General features: G+C 73.5%; 18 protein-coding genes. 13 read left to right on the forward strand and 5 right to left on the reverse strand.

Annotation, left to right across the window (positions count from 1 at the left end; all coding sequences use genetic code 11):
- From RIN80_RS21960 to RIN80_RS21990, 7 genes are all read left to right on the forward strand, one after another.
- On the forward strand, window positions 1–605 hold a 605-nt coding region (locus RIN80_RS21960), incomplete at its 5' end, for a ParA family protein (protein WP_309097348.1).
- The gene (locus RIN80_RS21965; protein ID WP_309097349.1) at window positions 590–1,156 is read left to right on the forward strand and encodes a hypothetical protein; all 567 of its coding nucleotides are present in this window, start codon (window positions 590–592) and stop codon (window positions 1,154–1,156) included. The genes RIN80_RS21960 and RIN80_RS21965, both read left to right, overlap by 16 nt.
- Window positions 1,157–1,591: 435 nt before the next feature.
- Window positions 1,592–2,605: a segregation/condensation protein A gene (locus RIN80_RS21970; RefSeq protein WP_309097365.1), complete on the forward strand. Its 1,014-nt coding sequence runs from the start codon at window positions 1,592–1,594 to the stop codon at window positions 2,603–2,605.
- Entirely contained in the window at window positions 2,602–3,288 is a 687-nt protein-coding gene (gene scpB, locus RIN80_RS21975; RefSeq protein WP_309097350.1) for an SMC-Scp complex subunit ScpB, read from the forward strand. The genes RIN80_RS21970 and scpB overlap by 4 nt, the downstream gene beginning before the upstream one ends.
- Window positions 3,288–4,406: a pseudouridine synthase gene (locus tag RIN80_RS21980; RefSeq protein WP_309097351.1), complete on the forward strand. Its 1,119-nt coding sequence runs from the start codon at window positions 3,288–3,290 to the stop codon at window positions 4,404–4,406. The genes scpB and RIN80_RS21980 overlap by 1 nt, the downstream gene beginning before the upstream one ends.
- A 62-nt stretch (window positions 4,407–4,468) precedes the next feature.
- Window positions 4,469–5,188 carry an NUDIX domain-containing protein gene (locus RIN80_RS21985; RefSeq protein WP_309097352.1) on the forward strand — a complete coding sequence of 240 codons (720 nt, stop codon included), beginning with the start codon at window positions 4,469–4,471 and terminating at the stop codon, window positions 5,186–5,188.
- A complete protein-coding gene (locus RIN80_RS21990; protein ID WP_309097353.1) occupies window positions 5,185–6,207 on the forward strand; it encodes an ADP-ribosylglycohydrolase family protein in 1,023 nt (340 codons plus the stop codon). The genes RIN80_RS21985 and RIN80_RS21990 overlap by 4 nt, the downstream gene beginning before the upstream one ends.
- A gap of 3 nt (window positions 6,208–6,210) precedes the next feature.
- Here RIN80_RS21990 and RIN80_RS21995 read toward each other — a convergent pair whose 3' ends face one another.
- Window positions 6,211–6,657, reverse strand: coding sequence for a Rieske (2Fe-2S) protein (locus RIN80_RS21995; RefSeq protein ID WP_309097354.1), 447 nt, complete (start codon window positions 6,655–6,657; stop codon window positions 6,211–6,213).
- A gap of 181 nt (window positions 6,658–6,838) precedes the next feature.
- On the opposite strand from RIN80_RS21995, the gene aroH reads away from it, so the two are divergent.
- The 5 genes from aroH to der all read left to right on the forward strand — a co-directional run bounded on the left by aroH (window position 6,839) and on the right by der (window position 11,334).
- A complete protein-coding gene (aroH, locus tag RIN80_RS22000) occupies window positions 6,839–7,201 on the forward strand; it encodes a chorismate mutase (RefSeq protein WP_309097355.1) in 363 nt (120 codons plus the stop codon).
- On the forward strand, window positions 7,198–8,283 hold the full coding sequence (locus RIN80_RS22005; RefSeq protein WP_309097356.1) for a prephenate dehydrogenase: 1,086 nt from the start codon (window positions 7,198–7,200) through the stop codon (window positions 8,281–8,283). Before aroH ends, RIN80_RS22005 begins: the two co-directional genes overlap by 4 nt.
- Window positions 8,284–8,454: 171 nt before the next feature.
- Window positions 8,455–9,135 (forward strand): (d)CMP kinase, encoded by a 681-nt coding sequence (gene cmk / locus RIN80_RS22010; RefSeq protein ID WP_309097357.1) that lies wholly within the window; start codon window positions 8,455–8,457, stop codon window positions 9,133–9,135.
- A complete protein-coding gene (locus RIN80_RS22015) occupies window positions 9,132–9,779 on the forward strand; it encodes a lysophospholipid acyltransferase family protein (protein ID WP_309097358.1) in 648 nt (215 codons plus the stop codon). Before cmk ends, RIN80_RS22015 begins: the two co-directional genes overlap by 4 nt.
- 79 nt (window positions 9,780–9,858) lie before the next feature.
- Window positions 9,859–11,334: a ribosome biogenesis GTPase Der gene (der, locus tag RIN80_RS22020; protein ID WP_309097359.1), complete on the forward strand. Its 1,476-nt coding sequence runs from the start codon at window positions 9,859–9,861 to the stop codon at window positions 11,332–11,334.
- A 62-nt stretch (window positions 11,335–11,396) separates the two neighbouring features.
- Here the strand turns inward: der and RIN80_RS22025 are convergent, their stop codons facing one another.
- The gene (locus RIN80_RS22025) at window positions 11,397–11,795 is read right to left on the reverse strand and encodes a hypothetical protein (protein WP_309097360.1); all 399 of its coding nucleotides are present in this window, start codon (window positions 11,793–11,795) and stop codon (window positions 11,397–11,399) included.
- An 87-nt stretch (window positions 11,796–11,882) separates the two neighbouring features.
- A complete protein-coding gene (locus tag RIN80_RS22030) occupies window positions 11,883–12,665 on the reverse strand; it encodes a hypothetical protein (RefSeq protein WP_309097361.1) in 783 nt (260 codons plus the stop codon).
- Between the two features lie 548 nt (window positions 12,666–13,213).
- Between RIN80_RS22030 and RIN80_RS22035 the strand changes: the two genes are divergently transcribed.
- On the forward strand, window positions 13,214–13,843 hold the full coding sequence (locus RIN80_RS22035) for a transglycosylase family protein (RefSeq protein WP_309097362.1): 630 nt from the start codon (window positions 13,214–13,216) through the stop codon (window positions 13,841–13,843).
- A 72-nt stretch (window positions 13,844–13,915) separates the two neighbouring features.
- Here the strand turns inward: RIN80_RS22035 and RIN80_RS22040 are convergent, their stop codons facing one another.
- Both RIN80_RS22040 and RIN80_RS22045 read right to left on the reverse strand, forming a co-directional pair.
- The gene (locus tag RIN80_RS22040) at window positions 13,916–14,557 is read right to left on the reverse strand and encodes an ATP-binding cassette domain-containing protein (RefSeq protein WP_309097363.1); all 642 of its coding nucleotides are present in this window, start codon (window positions 14,555–14,557) and stop codon (window positions 13,916–13,918) included.
- A partial coding sequence (locus RIN80_RS22045) for an ATP-binding cassette domain-containing protein (protein ID WP_309097364.1) occupies window positions 14,554–15,236 on the reverse strand: 683 nt, incomplete at its 5' end. The genes RIN80_RS22040 and RIN80_RS22045, both read right to left, overlap by 4 nt.

The raw sequence follows: 15,236 nt of genomic DNA on the forward strand, positions 1-15,236 counted from the left end.
ACCTCACCGTCTACAACCTGCTCATGGAGCGGGGGATGGCGGCCGACGAGGTGCTGCTGAAGACGGCGGTCCCCAACATGGACCTGCTGCCCAGCAACATCGACCTGTCGGCGGCCGAGGTCCAGCTCGTCTCCGAGGTCGCCCGCGAGTCGACGCTGCAGCGTGCCCTCAAGCCGCTGCTGGACGACTACGACTTCATCGTCATCGACTGCCAGCCCTCGCTCGGCCTGCTCACGGTCAACGCCCTGACGGCCGCGCACAAGGTGATCGTGCCGCTGGAGTGCGAGTTCTTCGCCCTCCGAGGCGTGGCCCTGCTGACGGAGACCATCGAGAAGGTCCAGGAGCGGCTCAACCCCGACCTGGAGCTCGACGGGATCCTCGCCACGATGTACGACTCGCGCACGGTGCACAGCCGTGAGGTGCTCGCGCGTGTCGTCGAGGCGTTCGACGACCACGTCTACCACACGGTCATCGGGCGCACGGTCCGCTTCCCGGAGACCACGGTCGCCGGTGAGCCGATCACCACGTACGCCTCCAACTCCGTCGGTGCCGCCGCCTACCGCCAGCTCGCCAGGGAGGTGCTCGCCCGGTGTCACGCCGAGTGAGTCTGCCGGGGGCCGACGAACTCTTCCGTACGACTGGAGGGATGGGGCTGCAGTCGTCCACGCCCCGGCGCAACGCCAACGGCGACGCCCGGGTGCCCGCTCCGGCGGGTGAGGGCGACGCGGCGGCAGCGGCCGCGGAGGACGCACCGCAGTCGGTGCCCGCGCAGGGCGGCGACGGCGAGGGCGCGGAGCACGTCGCGGCGGACGCGGATCAGGCCGAGGCCGGGGAGTCCCGCAGCCGCTCCGGCCGCCGGACGGCGGCGCAGGAAGGTTCTGCCGCCGCCGGTGCCGCAGCGGCTGCGCCCCGCAAGCGCGGGCGGGCCGCGGCGCGCCGTCCCAGCGGCCGGGAGCGGCACGACGAGAAGATCACGGTGTACGTGTCGGCCGAGGAGCTCATGGACCTGGAGCACGCCCGCCTCGTGCTCCGCGGTGAGCACGGCCTGGCCGTCGACCGCGGGCGCATCGTCCGCGAGGCCGTCGCCGTGGTCCTCGCCGACCTGGAGACCCGCGGGGACGCCAGCATCCTCGTACGACGACTGCGCGGGCGGTAGCGGTAGCCTGCGGGGGCCATGACCTCGAACGCTTCCCCGCCACCCGCCGCCGGCCCGGCCGGCCGCCGGCGTGCGCTGGGGAGGGGGCCGGGGGTTCCGCAGGCCGAGCCGGCGGGACCTGCCAAGGCGCCCGCCGAGCGGGTTTCGGTGGAGCCGGGGCCCGGTGCTCCGGCCGGGCGGACGGACGCGGCCCGGGCCGGTGAGCCGCGCGAGGACACCGCCGAGCAGCCGCACGTGCCGTCCGGCAGGCCCGGGGCCGCCGGCGCCGCCGGGCCGTCCGCACCGGCCGGGGAGCCGCCCTCAGGTGTGGAGCGACAGGCCGCGGCCGGTCCGGCGACGGCGGTCGCACCGGTCCACCCGAGTCGTGCGGCCGGGCCCGCCGCTGCCGGGGTGGGTCGCGAGGGCGCGTCCCCGGAGGCGGACGGCGCGTCCGGCGTGGAAACCGGCCGCCCCGGGCGCGGGCGTCCCGCTACGGGGGGAGCGGCTGCGGCAGACGCCGACACCCCGTCCGTCCCCCCGGGAGCCCGGCAGGAGACTCCTGCGTCCGCCCTGGGGGCTCCTTCGCCGGTTCCGGGCGAAGCCGGAACGCGGGCTTCACAGGACCGGGCCGAGCCGGGGGACGCCGCGGCGCCCTCCGGTGACGGCGTCTTCAAGGTCCGGCTCGCCAACTTCGAGGGGCCCTTCGATCTGCTGCTGCAGTTGATCTCCCGGCACAAGCTGGACGTCACCGAGGTCGCGCTGTCGAAGGTGACCGACGAGTTCATGGCGTACATCCGGGCCCTCGGGCCGGACTGGGACCTGGACGAGACGACCGAGTTCCTCGTGGTCGCGGCCACGCTGCTCGACCTGAAGGCGGCCCGGCTGCTGCCCGCCGCCGAGGTGGAGGACGAGGCCGACCTGGCGCTGCTGGAGGCCCGGGACCTGCTGTTCGCGCGGCTGCTGCAGTACCGCGCGTACAAGCAGGTGGCCGACATCTTCAGCGGGCGGCTGGACGACGAGGCCCGCCGCTACCCGCGCACCGTCGGGCTGGAGCCGCACCACGCCGAGCTGCTGCCCGAGGTCGTCATCAGCATCGGCGCGCAGGGGTTCGCCCGGCTCGCCGTGAAGGCGATGCAGCCCAGGCCCAAGCCGCAGGTGTACGTCGACCACATCCACGCCCCGCTGGTCAGCGTGCAGGAACAGGCGGGGATCGTGGTGGCGAGGCTCCGGGAGCTCGGCGAGGCCAGTTTCCGCACGCTCGTGGCGGACACCGACGACACCCTGACCGTCGTCGCGCGGTTCCTCGCCCTGCTGGAGCTGTACCGCGAGAAGGCCGTGGCGCTGGAGCAGGAGACCGCGCTCGGGGACCTGCTCGTGCGGTGGACCGGCGGGGACGGGGACGAGACACCGACCGTCACCGACGAGTTCGACCGGCCGCCCGAGCCGCCGAAGGAGGAGAAGAAGGCGTGAGCCGACAAGCCACCGAGACCCCGGCCGGGCCGCGCGACGTCGCCGCCCTCGACCTCAAGCCCGCCCTGGAGGCCGTCCTCATGGTCGTGGACGAACCCGCGACCGAGGAGCACCTGGCGAAGATCCTGGAGCGGCCCCGGCGCCAGATCGCCGACGCGCTGCGCGAGCTGGCCGACGAGTACACGCTCCAGGGCCGCGGCTTCGAGCTGCGGTTCGTCGCGAACGGCTGGCGGTTCTACACCCGCGCCGCCTACGCGCCCGCCGTCGAGCGCTTCGTGCTGGACGGCCAGCAGGCCCGCCTCACCCAGGCCGCGCTGGAGACCCTGGCCGTCGTCGCCTACCGGCAGCCGGTCAGCCGCAGCCGCGTCTCGGCCGTACGCGGAGTGAACTGCGACGGCGTCATGCGCACCCTCCTGCAGCGCGGTCTGATAGAGGAGGCGGGCACGGAACCCGAAACAGGTGCGATCCTGTACAGGACGACGAACTACTTCCTGGAGCGGATGGGCCTGCGCGGTCTGGACGAGCTCCCGGAGCTCGCGCCCTTCCTCCCGGAGGCGGAGGCGATCGAGGCCGAGACCCAGGAGGGCGTACCGTCGTTCGACCCGGACGCGCCCGACGACGACGCGCCGGGCCGCCCGGTGAGCCCGGGGACCCACGACGAAGACGACCAGACGGAACTTTGATGCGAAGCAGCAGCGGCAGGAACAGCAGCGGAAACAACGGCGGGAGCCGTGGTGGCAACAGCGGCGGCCGCGGCGGGAGTGGTGGTGGTCGCGGCAACTTCCGCGGCGCCGGCAACAACCGCGACGACAAGCAGGGCAGTGGCCGTCCGAAGAAGCCGCGCCCGGAGGAGCGCCGCTACGACGTGGGCCCCGGGGCGACCAAGGACGGCCCCAAGGCCGGGCGCGGAGGGGCCGCCCGGGGCGGTGCCAAGGGCGGACCCAGGCAGCCCCAGCGGCCGGGCCGCACGGCTCCGGCGCGCCCCCGTGAGTACGAGGCGCAGATCGAGGAGCGCAACCGCGACCGGTACGCCGGGAAGAAGGAGGTCAAGCTCCCCAAGACCTTCCCCGGCGCCGAGCAGGAGGGCGAGCGGCTGCAGAAGGTCCTCGCCCGGGCGGGCTTCGGTTCCCGGCGTGCCTGCGAGGAGCTGATCGACCAGGCCAGGGTCGAGGTCAACGGCGAGATCGTCCTGGAGCAGGGCAAGCGGGTCGACCCCGAGAAGGACGAGATCAAGGTCGACGGGCTGACCGTCGCCACCCAGCGGTACCAGTTCTTCTCGCTGAACAAGCCCGCCGGTGTCGTCTCCACGATGGAGGACCCGGAGGGCCGGCAGTGCCTCGGGGACTACGTCACCAACCGTGAGACCCGTCTCTTCCACGTGGGCCGGCTCGACACCGAGACCGAGGGGGTCATCCTGCTCACCAACCACGGCGAGCTGGCGCACCGGCTGACCCACCCCAAGTACGGCGTGAAGAAGACCTACCTCGCGCACATCGTCGGCCCCATCCCGCGCGACCTGGGCAAGCGGCTCAAGGACGGCATCCAGCTGGAGGACGGCTACGCCCGCGCGGACCACTTCCGGGTCGTCGAGCAGACCGGCAAGAACTACCTGGTCGAGGTCACGCTGCACGAGGGCCGCAAGCACATCGTGCGCCGGATGCTGGCCGAGGCCGGCTTCCCGGTCGACAAGCTGGTACGGGTCGCGTTCGGGCCGATCACGCTGGGCGACCAGAAGTCGGGCTGGCTGCGGCGGCTGTCCAACACCGAGGTCGGCATGCTGATGCAGGAAGTCGACCTCTAGGCCTTGTGACGGGCCTCCACCCCCTTTTATAGTCGTGCTGACTATTAAAGGGGGTGTTCGTCATGGACGGCTACGACAAGTACGCCCACGAACCCTTCGCCGTCACCGTCGACCTCGCCGTGTTCACCCTCCGGGAGGGCGCCCTGCACGTGCTGCTCGTCGAGCGCGGCCAGGAGCCGTACGCCGGGCGCCGGGCCCTGCCCGGCGGGTTCGTGCAGCCGGACGAGTCCGCGGAGACGGCCGCCCGGCGCGAACTCGCCGAGGAGACGGGCCTGTCGGACGTCTCGGGGCTGCATCTGGAGCAGGTGCGGACGTACAGCGAGCCCGGTCGCGACCCCCGGATGCGGGTCGTGTCCGTCGCCTTCGCCGCGCTGCTGCCCGACGCGCCCGAGGCGCGCGGCGGCAGCGACGCGGCACGCGCCGACTGGCTGCCGTACGGCACGGCGGGGCCGCTCGCCTTCGACCACGACCGCATCCTGGCCGACGCCCACGAGCGCGTCGGCGCCAAGCTGGAGTACACCTGCCTCGCCACCGCCTTCTGCCCGCCCGAGTTCACCCTCGGCGAACTCCAGCAGGTCTACGAGGCGGTGTGGGGCACCCCGCTCGACCGGCCCAACTTCCGGCGCAAGGTCCTCGCCACCCCCGGCTTCGTCGAACCCGTCCCCGGTGCCGCGCGGCTGACCGGCGGCCGGGGCAAACCCGCCGCGCTGTACCGCGCCGGAACCGCCACCACGCTCCACCCGCCGCTGCTGAGGCCGACCCCGGAAGGACGCCCCGCATGACCACCCTCGTCCACAAGCAAGCCGCCACCGGGGCGCTCACGGGTCTCGCCCTGGGGGATGCGCTGGGGTATCCGACCGAGTTCGACGACGTGCCGACGATCCTCGCCGAGCACGGGCCGTGGCGTGAACTGCCCCTGCCCGAGCGCGCCTTTGTCTCGGACGACACGCAGATGACCCTGGCGCTCGGGCGGGCCGTGCGCACGGCCATGGACCGGGGGCTGCTGACGCCCTCGCGGCTGGCCGGGACCCTCCGGGAGGAGTTCGTCGACTGGTACCGGTCGCCTGAGAACAACCGGGCTCCGGGCCGCACCTGCATGAAAGCCTGCCACCTGCTGGAGGACGGATCACGCCCCTGGCAGGACGCCAGTCAGATCCACTCCAAGGGCTGCGGCGCCAACATGCGCGTCGCGCCCCTGGGCCTGGTCCCCGGGCTGAGCGACGAACAGCGCGCGGGCGCCGCCCAGTTGCAGGCCGCCCTCACCCACGGGCACCCGACCGCCCTGGCCGCCTCCGACCTCACCGCCCACGCCGTACGCCTGCTCGCGCAGGGCGCCGAACCGACCGGGCTGGTCGGGCTGCTGCGGTCGTACGCCCTGGAGAACCGCAGCCGGTACCACGAGCGCTGGCTGGGCGACCTGTGGAGGCGGGGGGCCCAGGACGCGAGCGCCGAGCAGTTCATCGCGCGCGGCTGGGACGAGTGCCTGGCGATACTCGACCGGCTCCGGCACGCCGTGCGGACCGTGTCGCCGGAGACCGACCCCTGCCTGGCCACCGGCGAGGGGTGGATCGCCGAAGAGGCCCTGGCGACCGGGCTGCTGTGCTTCCTGCTCTTCGTCGACGAGCCGCTCACCGCCCTGCGCCGGGCCGCCTGCACCGCCGGCGACTCGGACTCGATCGCCTGCCTCACCGGCGCCTTCGCCGGCGCGTACCTGGGCGCGGAGGCGTGGCCGGCCGAATGGGCCGACCGTGTCGAGTACCGCGGCGATCTGCTGACCCTCGGGGCGCTGTGGGACGCCTGACCGTCACGCCAGGCGCACGGAACCGCCCTCCACGGTGATCTTCTCGGCGGGCAGGGGACGCGTCGCCGGGCCGTTGGCCACCGATCCGTCCGCGACGCGGAACCTGCTGCCGTGGCACGGGCAGTTGATCGTCCCGTCCGAGACCGACCCCAGCGTGCAGCGCTGGTGTGTGCAGATCGCCGAGAAGGCCTTGAACTGCCCCTGCTCCGGCTGGGTCACCACGACCTGCTCGTCCTTGAAGATCTTGCCGCCGCCGACCGGGATCTCGTCGGTGGAGGCCAGCTCCCGACCCCCGCCGGCCGGGGCGCTCGTCGCGTCCTGGCCGGTGGGGGAGTCCGTCGAGGTGGAGCCGTTGCCGTCGCCGCCCCCGCCGCAGGCCGCGACGAGTGCCACCGCGCCCGTCGCGCCCGTGGCGAGGAGGACCGTGCGGCGCGTGGTCTCGTGGGTCATGTCGTCACTCCGAAGGTGCTGTAGAGAAGGAGAAAAGGGACTTCGCTGAATGTTGACTCCGAAAATACCCAAGGAGTGGCAATCCCGGCGTCTCATCGGGCGGGCGCCGCGTACCCGGGCCGCGCGGGCTGACTAGGCTGGACGGACAAGAGCGACACGCACGTCAGCAAGGAGCATCGCCGTGGCGGTACGAGCGGTCCGGGGCGCGGTCCAACTCGAACGGGACGAGGCCGGGCACATGGACGAGCAGGTCGGCGCCCTGCTCTCGGCCATCCTGGAGCGCAACGGCCTCGTCGCCGACGACCTGATCAGCATCTGGTTCACGGCCACACCCGACCTGCGCAGCGACTTCCCGGCGGCCGCCGCCCGGAAGCTGGGCATCGTCGACGTCCCCCTGATCTGCGCCCAGGAGCTGGACATCGAGGGCGCCATGCCGCGTGTCGTCCGGGTCCTCGCACACATCGAGTCCGACCGGCCCCGCGCCGAGATCGCCCACGTCTACCTCGGCGCCGCGGCCGCCCTGCGCAAGGACATCGCCCAGTGAGAACCGCACTCGTCATCGGCACCGGCCTCATCGGCACGTCCGCCGCCCTCGCCCTGTCCCAGCGGGGCGTCACCGTGCACCTCGCCGACCCCGACCCGGAGCAGGCCCGTACGGCTGCCGCGCTGGGCGCCGGGACGGACGAGGTGCCGGACGGGCCCGTCGACCTGGCCATCGTCGCCGCCCCGCCCGCGTACGTGGCCGGCGTGCTCGCCGACGCCATGGGCCGCGGTGCGGCGCGCGGCTACCTCGACGTGGCCAGCGTCAAGGGCGGGCCGCGCCGCGAGCTGGAGGCGCGCGGCCTCGATCTGGCCGCCTACATCGGCACGCACCCCATGTCGGGCCGGGAGAAGTCCGGCCCGCTGGCCGCGACCGGGGACCTGTTCGAGGGCCGCCCCTGGGTGCTCACCCCGACCCGGGACACCGACACCGAGGTGCTGAACCTCGCCCTGGAACTGGTCTCGCACTGCCGTGCCGTGCCGGTGGTGATGGACGCCGACGCCCACGACCGGGCCGTCGCACTCGTCTCCCACATGCCCCACCTGGTCTCCAGCCTGGTCGCCGCGCGGCTGGAGCACGCCGAGGAGGCCGCCGTACGGCTGTGCGGGCAGGGCATCCGGGACGTGACGAGGATCGCCGCCTCCGACCCCCGCATGTGGATCGACATCCTCTCCGCCAACCCCGGGCCGGTCGCCGACCTGCTCACGGACGTCGCCGCGGACCTGGAGGAGACCGTGCGGGCGCTGCGGGCGCTGCAGTCGTCCGACGACCACAAGCGGCGGGCGGGGGCCGACGGGATCGAGGACGTGCTGCGGCGCGGCAACGCGGGGCAGGTCCGCGTCCCCGGCAAGCACGGGTCCGCTCCGCGGGTCTACGAGGTCGTGGCCGTGCTCATCGACGACCAGCCGGGGCAGCTGGCCCGTATCTTCGCGGACGCGGGGATGGCCGGGGTCAACATCGAGGACGTGCGGATCGAGCACGCGACGGGGCAGCAGGCCGGACTCGTGCAGCTGATGGTGGAGCCGAAGGCCGCGCCCGTGCTGTCCGCCGCCCTGCGGGAGCGGGGCTGGGCGATCCGGCAGTAGCCCGCGGGGCGCCGCCGGTGCGGGCCGGCCGCCGGACCGGGGCGGGCGGGCGCCGTCCGGCCGGGTGCCGCCGGCGCCGACGCGCGGCCGGACGAGTGACCCGCACCCAGTAACCTTGTGCGGGGCAGTCGCGCCCTCACCCCGCCAGCCCGGTTCAGGAAGGTCCCCACAGTGGAAAGCGCCACGCCAGTGATTGTCGCCATCGACGGCCCCGCCGGCACCGGCAAGTCGAGCACGTCGAAGGCCGTGGCGGCCCAGCTCGGGCTGAGCTATCTGGACACCGGCGCCCAGTACCGGGCGATCACCTGGTGGATGGTGAACAACGGCATCGACATCGACGATCCGTCCGCGATCGCCGCCGCCGCGGGCAAGCCCGAGATCGTCTCCGGCACCGACCCGGAGGCACCGACGATCACCGTCGACGGCGTGGACGTGGCCGGCCCGATCCGCACCCAGGAGGTCTCCGCCAAGGTCAGCGCGGTCAGCGCGGTGCCCGAGGTGCGGGCCCGGATCACCGAGCTGCAGCGCTCCATCGCGGCCTCCGCGGCGAACGGCATCGTCGTCGAGGGCCGCGACATCGGCACGACCGTGCTGCCGGACGCCGACCTGAAGATCTTCCTCACCGCCTCCGCCGAGGCCCGTGCCGCCCGCCGCAGCGGTGAGCTGAAGGGCGCCGACGTGCAGTCCACGCGCGAGGCCCTGATCAAGCGCGACGCCGCCGACTCCAGCCGCAAGACCTCCCCGCTCGCCAAGGCGGACGACGCCGTCGAGGTGGACACCACCGAGCTCACGCTGGCCCAGGTCATCGAGTGCGTCGTCACCCTCGTCGAGGAGAAGCGGGCCGGGAAGTGACCGAGCTGCCTTCGGTGCGGGGCGCCGAGGTCGGGCGGCGCATCGGCGTCGGCCTGATGTACGGGCTGTGGAAGCCGCGCGTGCTCGGCGCCTGGAAGGTGCCCGCGACCGGCCCGGTGATCCTCGCGGTCAACCACGCGCACAACATCGACGGCCCGATGGTCATGGGCGTGGCGCCCCGGCCGACGCACTTCCTGATCAAGAAGGAGGCGTTCGTCGGCCCGCTCGACCCGTTCCTGACCGGCATCGGCCAGCTGAAGGTGGACCGCGACACCACCGACCGCACGGCGATCACCCGCGCGCTCGGTGTCCTGGACAACGGCGGCGTGCTCGGCATCTTCCCGGAGGGCACCCGGGGCGAGGGCGACTTCGCCTCGCTGCGCGCCGGGCTCGCCTACTTCGCGGTGCGCAGCGGTGCCCCGATCGTGCCGGTCGCCGTGCTGGGAAGTTCCGAGCGCCCCGGACGGTTGATAAAGGCGCTGCCCCCGCTGCGCTCGCGCGTCGACGTCGTCTTCGGCGAGCCCTTCGAGGCCGGCGACGGCAGCGGCCGCCGCACGCGCAAGGCACTCGACGAGGCGACCGGCCGCATACAGAAGCAGCTGGCCGCCCACCTGGAAAACGCCAGGCGCCTCACCAGGCGCTAGGCGACACTGAGTAGTGGATCAGCCCGCACACGGCGGGCGCTCCACCGACCACCACGATGAACGACGAGGTACGCACTTCATGAACGACCACATCCAGCCCGAGGGCGCGCAGGAGCACGACCACGGGGCGCTCGGCGACGCCGAGTACGCGGAGTTCATGGAGCTCGCCGCGGAGGAGGGCTTCGACCTCGAGGACGTCGAGGGCGCGATCGAGGCGGCGGGCCACGGTCCGCTGCCCGTGCTCGCCGTCGTCGGCCGCCCCAATGTCGGCAAGTCGACCCTGGTCAACCGCATCATCGGGCGCCGCGAGGCCGTCGTCGAGGACAAGCCGGGCGTCACCCGCGACCGTGTCACCTACGAGGCCGAGTGGGCGGGCCGCCGCTTCAAGGTCGTCGACACCGGCGGCTGGGAGCAGGACGTCCTCGGCATCGACGCCTCCGTGGCCGCCCAGGCCGAGTACGCGATCGAGGCCGCCGACGCCGTCGTGTTCGTCGTGGACGCCAAGGTCGGCGCCACGGACACCGACGAGGCCGTCGTACGGCTGCTGCGCAAGGCCGGCAAGCCGGTCGTGCTGTGCGCCAACAAGGTGGACGGCCCGAGCGGCGAGGCCGACGCGGCGTACCTGTGGTCGCTGGGCCTGGGCGAGCCCTACCCGGTCTCCGCGCTGCACGGCCGGGGTACGGGCGACATGCTCGACCAGGTCCTGGAGGTGCTGCCCGAGGCGCCCCGCGAGACGTTCGGCGCCGGCGGCGTCGGCGGCCCGCGCCGCATCGCCCTGATCGGCCGCCCCAACGTCGGCAAGTCCTCCCTGCTGAACAAGGTGGCGGGCGAGGAGCGCGTCGTCGTCAACGAGCTGGCGGGCACCACTCGCGACCCGGTCGACGAGCTGATCGAACTGGGCGGCGTCACCTGGAAGTTCGTCGACACCGCCGGCATCCGCAAGCGGGTGCACCTCCAGCAGGGCGCCGACTACTACGCCTCGCTGCGCACCGCCGCGGCCGTCGAGAAGGCGGAGGTCGCGGTCATCCTGATCGACGCCTCCGAGTCCATCTCGGTGCAGGACCAGCGCATCGTCACCATGGCCGTCGAGGCGGGCCGCGCGGTCGTCCTGGCGTTCAACAAGTGGGACACCCTCGACGAGGAGCGCCGCTACTACCTGGAGCGGGAGATCGAGACCGAGCTCGGCCAGGTCGCCTGGGCGCCGCGCGTGAACGTCTCGGCGCGCACCGGCCGGCACATGGAGAAGCTGGTCCCGGCCATCGAGACGGCCCTGGCGGGCTGGGAGACCCGGGTACCGACGGGCCGCCTGAACGCCTTCCTCGGCGAGCTGGTCGCCGCCCACCCGCACCCGATCCGGGGCGGCAAGCAGCCGCGCATCCTGTTCGGCACGCAGGCGGGCACCAAGCCGCCGCGGTTCGTGTTCTTCGCCTCCGGGTTCATCGAGGCGGGCTACCGGCGCTTCATCGAGCGCCGCCTGCGCGAGGAGTTCGGCTTCGAGGGGACGCCGATCCACATCTCGGTGCGGGTGCGCGAGAAGCGCGGCAAGAAGAAGTAACGCGACACACCAGTGAGGGGCGGCCCCGACGGGGCCGCCCCTCACTGGTGTCCGGTGCTCGCTCAGACGCCGCTGCGCCGGCCCGGCGGCAGCGCGGCCGGCACGTGGTGCATCTGCGTGCCGTGCGTGCCGTGCGAGCCGATGGTCCCGACGCGCTGCCACTGCGGCTGCTGACCGGCGGCGTGCCGGGCGCTCTGGGCACCCGCGCTGTAGGCACTGTACGAGCTGCCGTGTGAACTGCTGTACGAGCCCGTACTGTGCGAAATGTTCCCGAAGGCGGTGAAGCCCAGCTTCTCCTCGCCGCTGCGGTCGCCGGGCAGCGCGCGGAAGGACCTGACGTACTCGGCGTAGAGCGCGTCGTAGATCGGCGTGGCCGATGGGCCGCCCTGGGAGTCCTGAGCCGACCGCGCGGAGGGGATCGACGAGAAGGACTGGCGGCGGGGAACCTCATATGCGTGCACGTATGTCCAAACGACCTCGCGGGTCAAGGGATGCGGCCCCGGTTACGGCTTTCGCAGGGGTTTCGGCCCGCGCGGGTGACGTCCGGCTCAGGTGCCGGCCAGCGGCAGGGCCGCGGCGACCAGCTTGCCGTTGGCCGCCGCCTTGTCCAGGGCGTCCCGCAGCAGGTCCTCGCGCGGCTGGCGGCCGATCGAGCCGACGGGCGCGGCGAACATCAGCACCTGCTGGTGCTTGTTGGCGGCCGACCGCCAGGCGTCGGTGACCTGCAGCGGCTGGTGCGCCTGCCACCAGGCCACCGGCTGGCCGCCGTTGCCGCCCGGCTGGAGCACCGCGTGCAGCTGCCCCACCGCGAGCAGCACCGACCAGCCGTGCAGCACCGGCGGTACGGCCGACAGCTCGGTCAGCGGCATGAAGCCCTGCTCGATCAGCAGCGGCAGGAAGTCGTCGCCGGAGCCGGTCGTCCCGGGCCGGGCGATGGGCGCGGTCGGCTCCACCACCAGGGCCGGGTGCAACTCGCCGCCGATCAGGACGAGTCCACTGGTCACGCCGAGCACCGCCTGCTCGGGCACCACCTTGTCGGGCTCCAGGTCGACGGTGTCGCCGGTGATGGACTTCACGGCGCCCCGGAGCTGCTCCTCGGTGACCTGGACAACCTGCGAGGGCAGGCAGCCGGCGTGGGCGAAGGCGAGGACGGCGGTCTCGTCCCCGATGAACAGGACGGTGCTGGTGCGTTCCTGTTCGGAGTCGCCCGGGGTGCGGCAGGACGTGCAGTCGTAACTGCCCGGGGCGGTCTCTCCGGCGAGCAGGCGGTCGGCTTCTTCGTCGCCGATCTCGGCGCGTACCTCGTCGCTGACGTCGAGCATGCGCGGCACGGGTGGCTCCCTCGGGGATGCGGTGCGTGGCGAGGCCGGGTGGCTCCCGGCCCGTGGTCCGGGTCGGCCCCGGCTCATGAAGAAGACAACGGGTGATCTGTGGCGGGAGTCACGCCCTGGAGCGAACGGAATCGAACCAACCGGCGCGCAGGGTCACCTTCCGCGCGGAACCGCGCACTCATCGTCAACTCGGTTTGGCCCAGGGGGTGTTGGAATGGTGAAGTGGGTCACAGGCTTTCGCGTGGGTGGGTCGAAAAATCCGGAAATCCACGAATGAAGTGGGTGTCCGGAAAACGCCGTTACCCGAGGTATTGGTGAACTGGCCTGCCGCAACGGGCGACCGGTTGCTGCCGGGCCGCCGACGTCCTTAGATTCCTCGGCCGTGTGCATCGAGCACCGCTCGGGTACGTCCGCCGGCCGCACGGCTCCCTCGGGAACCGCGCACAGCGCCACCACCGGTGGGCGGGGCGGGCGCGACCCCCGCACCCCATGGTGCGGGGTGTGGCGCGCCGCCCTGGGGGACCCCGAGTGCGTCGGGAGGGAACCACATGTCCGAATGTGCCCATAGCGCTCGCGACAACGCCCGCGGGAACCAGGTGCGTACGACGGCGGTCCTGGCCGGGGCGGCACTGCTCGCGCCCCTGGGACTGCTGGCCGCGACCGGGAACGCCGCGGCGGCCGACAGCGGAGTGTGGGACCGCATCGCCCAGTGCGAGAGCGGCGGCAACTGGCACATCAACACCGGCAACGGCTACTACGGCGGACTCCAGTTCGCCCCCGCCACCTGGCGCGCCTACGGCGGCACGGCCTACGCGGCCACCGCCGACCAGGCGAGCAGGTCGCAGCAGATCGCCGTCGCCACCAAGGTCCAGCGGTCCCAGGGGTGGGGCGCCTGGCCCGTCTGCTCGGCACGCGCCGGGGCGAGCGGCAGCGCACCCGCCGCCGGCCCGGTGGGCACCCGGTCCGCACCGGAGAAGCCCGCGAAGGCGCCGGCACGTCAAACGGGTCACTCGGACCGCGGTGCGAACCGCGGCGACTACACCGTCCGCGCGGGTGACACGCTGAGCGCCGTCGCCGCCCGGCACGGGACCACCTGGCAGCGCCTCTTCGCCGCCAACAAGGCCGTCATCGGCGGTGATCCCGACGTGATCGTGCCCGGCCTGCGCCTCGACGTCTGAGCCGCTGCTCCCCCTCGCCGGGACACGGGCCCCGTCCGGTCGGCCGACCGGACGGGGTCTCGGCGTGCCGGGTCAGCGGGTGAGCTCGCCCGTCTCGCCGGCGAACACGACGGTGCCGCGGCGCAGTTCGTAGACGAGCGCGGGCCGGTCCCGCAGGGCGGGCGGCAGCCGCTGCTCGGCGATCACCACACACGCCCGGAGCGCGGCCAGCAGCTCGTACGTGCGGGCCGCCACCGCGGGCGACATGCCCTGAGCGGGCTCGTCGACCAGCACCACACGCGCGCGTGCCAGCAGCGCCCGGGACAGGGCGAGCATGCGCTGCTCCCCACCGGAGAGCGTGCCGGCGCGCCGCTCCAGCAGGGGACGCAACTGGGGGTAGGCGTCCAGGGCCGTGCCGTGGTCGGGGGCGACCAGGTGGAGGTTCTCGCGGACGGTGAGCGAGCCGAACACCGCCTGCCGTTCGGGCACCAGGCACATCCCGCGCCGGGCCCGCTCGTACGGCGGCACGCGGGTCACGTCGGTGCCGTCCCACACCACCGCGCCGCCCGACAGGGGCACCGTCCCGGCCAGTGCGCGCAGGGCGGTGCTGCGGCCGGAGCCGTTGCGGCCCAGCAGGACGGTCAGACCCGGGCCCGCGGCGGCGAGCGTGACGCCGTGCAGGGCCTCCACGGGGCCGTAGCGCACGCGCGCGTGGCGCAGGGAGACGGTGGTCACCGGCCGGCCCCCGTCGCCGGGGCGTCCAGCACGCGCCCGGGCGGGCCCGAGGCGACGATCCGGCCCGCCGTCATCACGTGGACGACGTCGGCGAGACCGGCGACCAGGTCCAGGTCGTGCTCGACGACCAGGAGGGCCGTGCCGTCGGCGGCCAGCGCCCTGAGCACCCGGGCCAGGGCGGTCACCTCCGCGGTGTCCAGACCGGCGGCGGGCTCGTCGAGCAGCAGCACGCGAGGGGCGCCCGCGAGGATCCGGGCGAGTTCGACGCGGCGCAGCGTCCCGGTGGGCAGACCGGCGGCGGGCCGTGCCCGTACCGGCCCGTCCAGCCCGAGCAGCCTGAGGGTCCGCTCGACGGCGCCCGGATCGGCCACCCGGCCCTGCTCGGCACCCACCCGGACGTTCTCGGCCACCGTCAACGAGGGGAAGACGGCCAGTTGCTGGAAGCTCCGCGCGACACCGAGCCGGGTGCGGGCGTGGGCGGGCAGCGCGGTGATGTCCCGCCCGGCGAACAGCACCGCCCCGCGCGCGGGCCGAAGCGTCCCGGCCAGACAGTGGAACAGGGTGCTCTTCCCGGCCCCGTTGGACCCGACGACCGCGGTGACCCGCCCGGGGAACAGGTCCAGGTCGACTCCGTCGAGAGCGGTGAATCCGCCGTATCGGGCGCGCAGGCGGCGGGCGG

It is taken from the genome of Streptomyces sp. (assembly GCF_031181705.1).
Taxonomy (GTDB): Bacteria; Actinomycetota; Actinomycetes; order Streptomycetales; family Streptomycetaceae; genus Streptomyces.

Coding starts and splice junctions, on each gene's coding strand:
- RIN80_RS21980 (WP_309097351.1), top strand. CDS start 3,288: ATGCGAAGCAGCAGCGGCAGGAACAGCAGCGGAAACAACGGCGGGAGC.
- RIN80_RS21985 (WP_309097352.1), top strand. CDS start 4,469: ATGGACGGCTACGACAAGTACGCCCACGAACCCTTCGCCGTCACCGTC.
- RIN80_RS21990 (WP_309097353.1), top strand. CDS start 5,185: ATGACCACCCTCGTCCACAAGCAAGCCGCCACCGGGGCGCTCACGGGT.
- RIN80_RS21995 (WP_309097354.1), bottom strand. CDS start 6,657: ATGACCCACGAGACCACGCGCCGCACGGTCCTCCTCGCCACGGGCGCG.
- der (WP_309097359.1), top strand. CDS start 9,859: ATGAACGACCACATCCAGCCCGAGGGCGCGCAGGAGCACGACCACGGG.
- RIN80_RS22035 (WP_309097362.1), top strand. CDS start 13,214: ATGTCCGAATGTGCCCATAGCGCTCGCGACAACGCCCGCGGGAACCAG.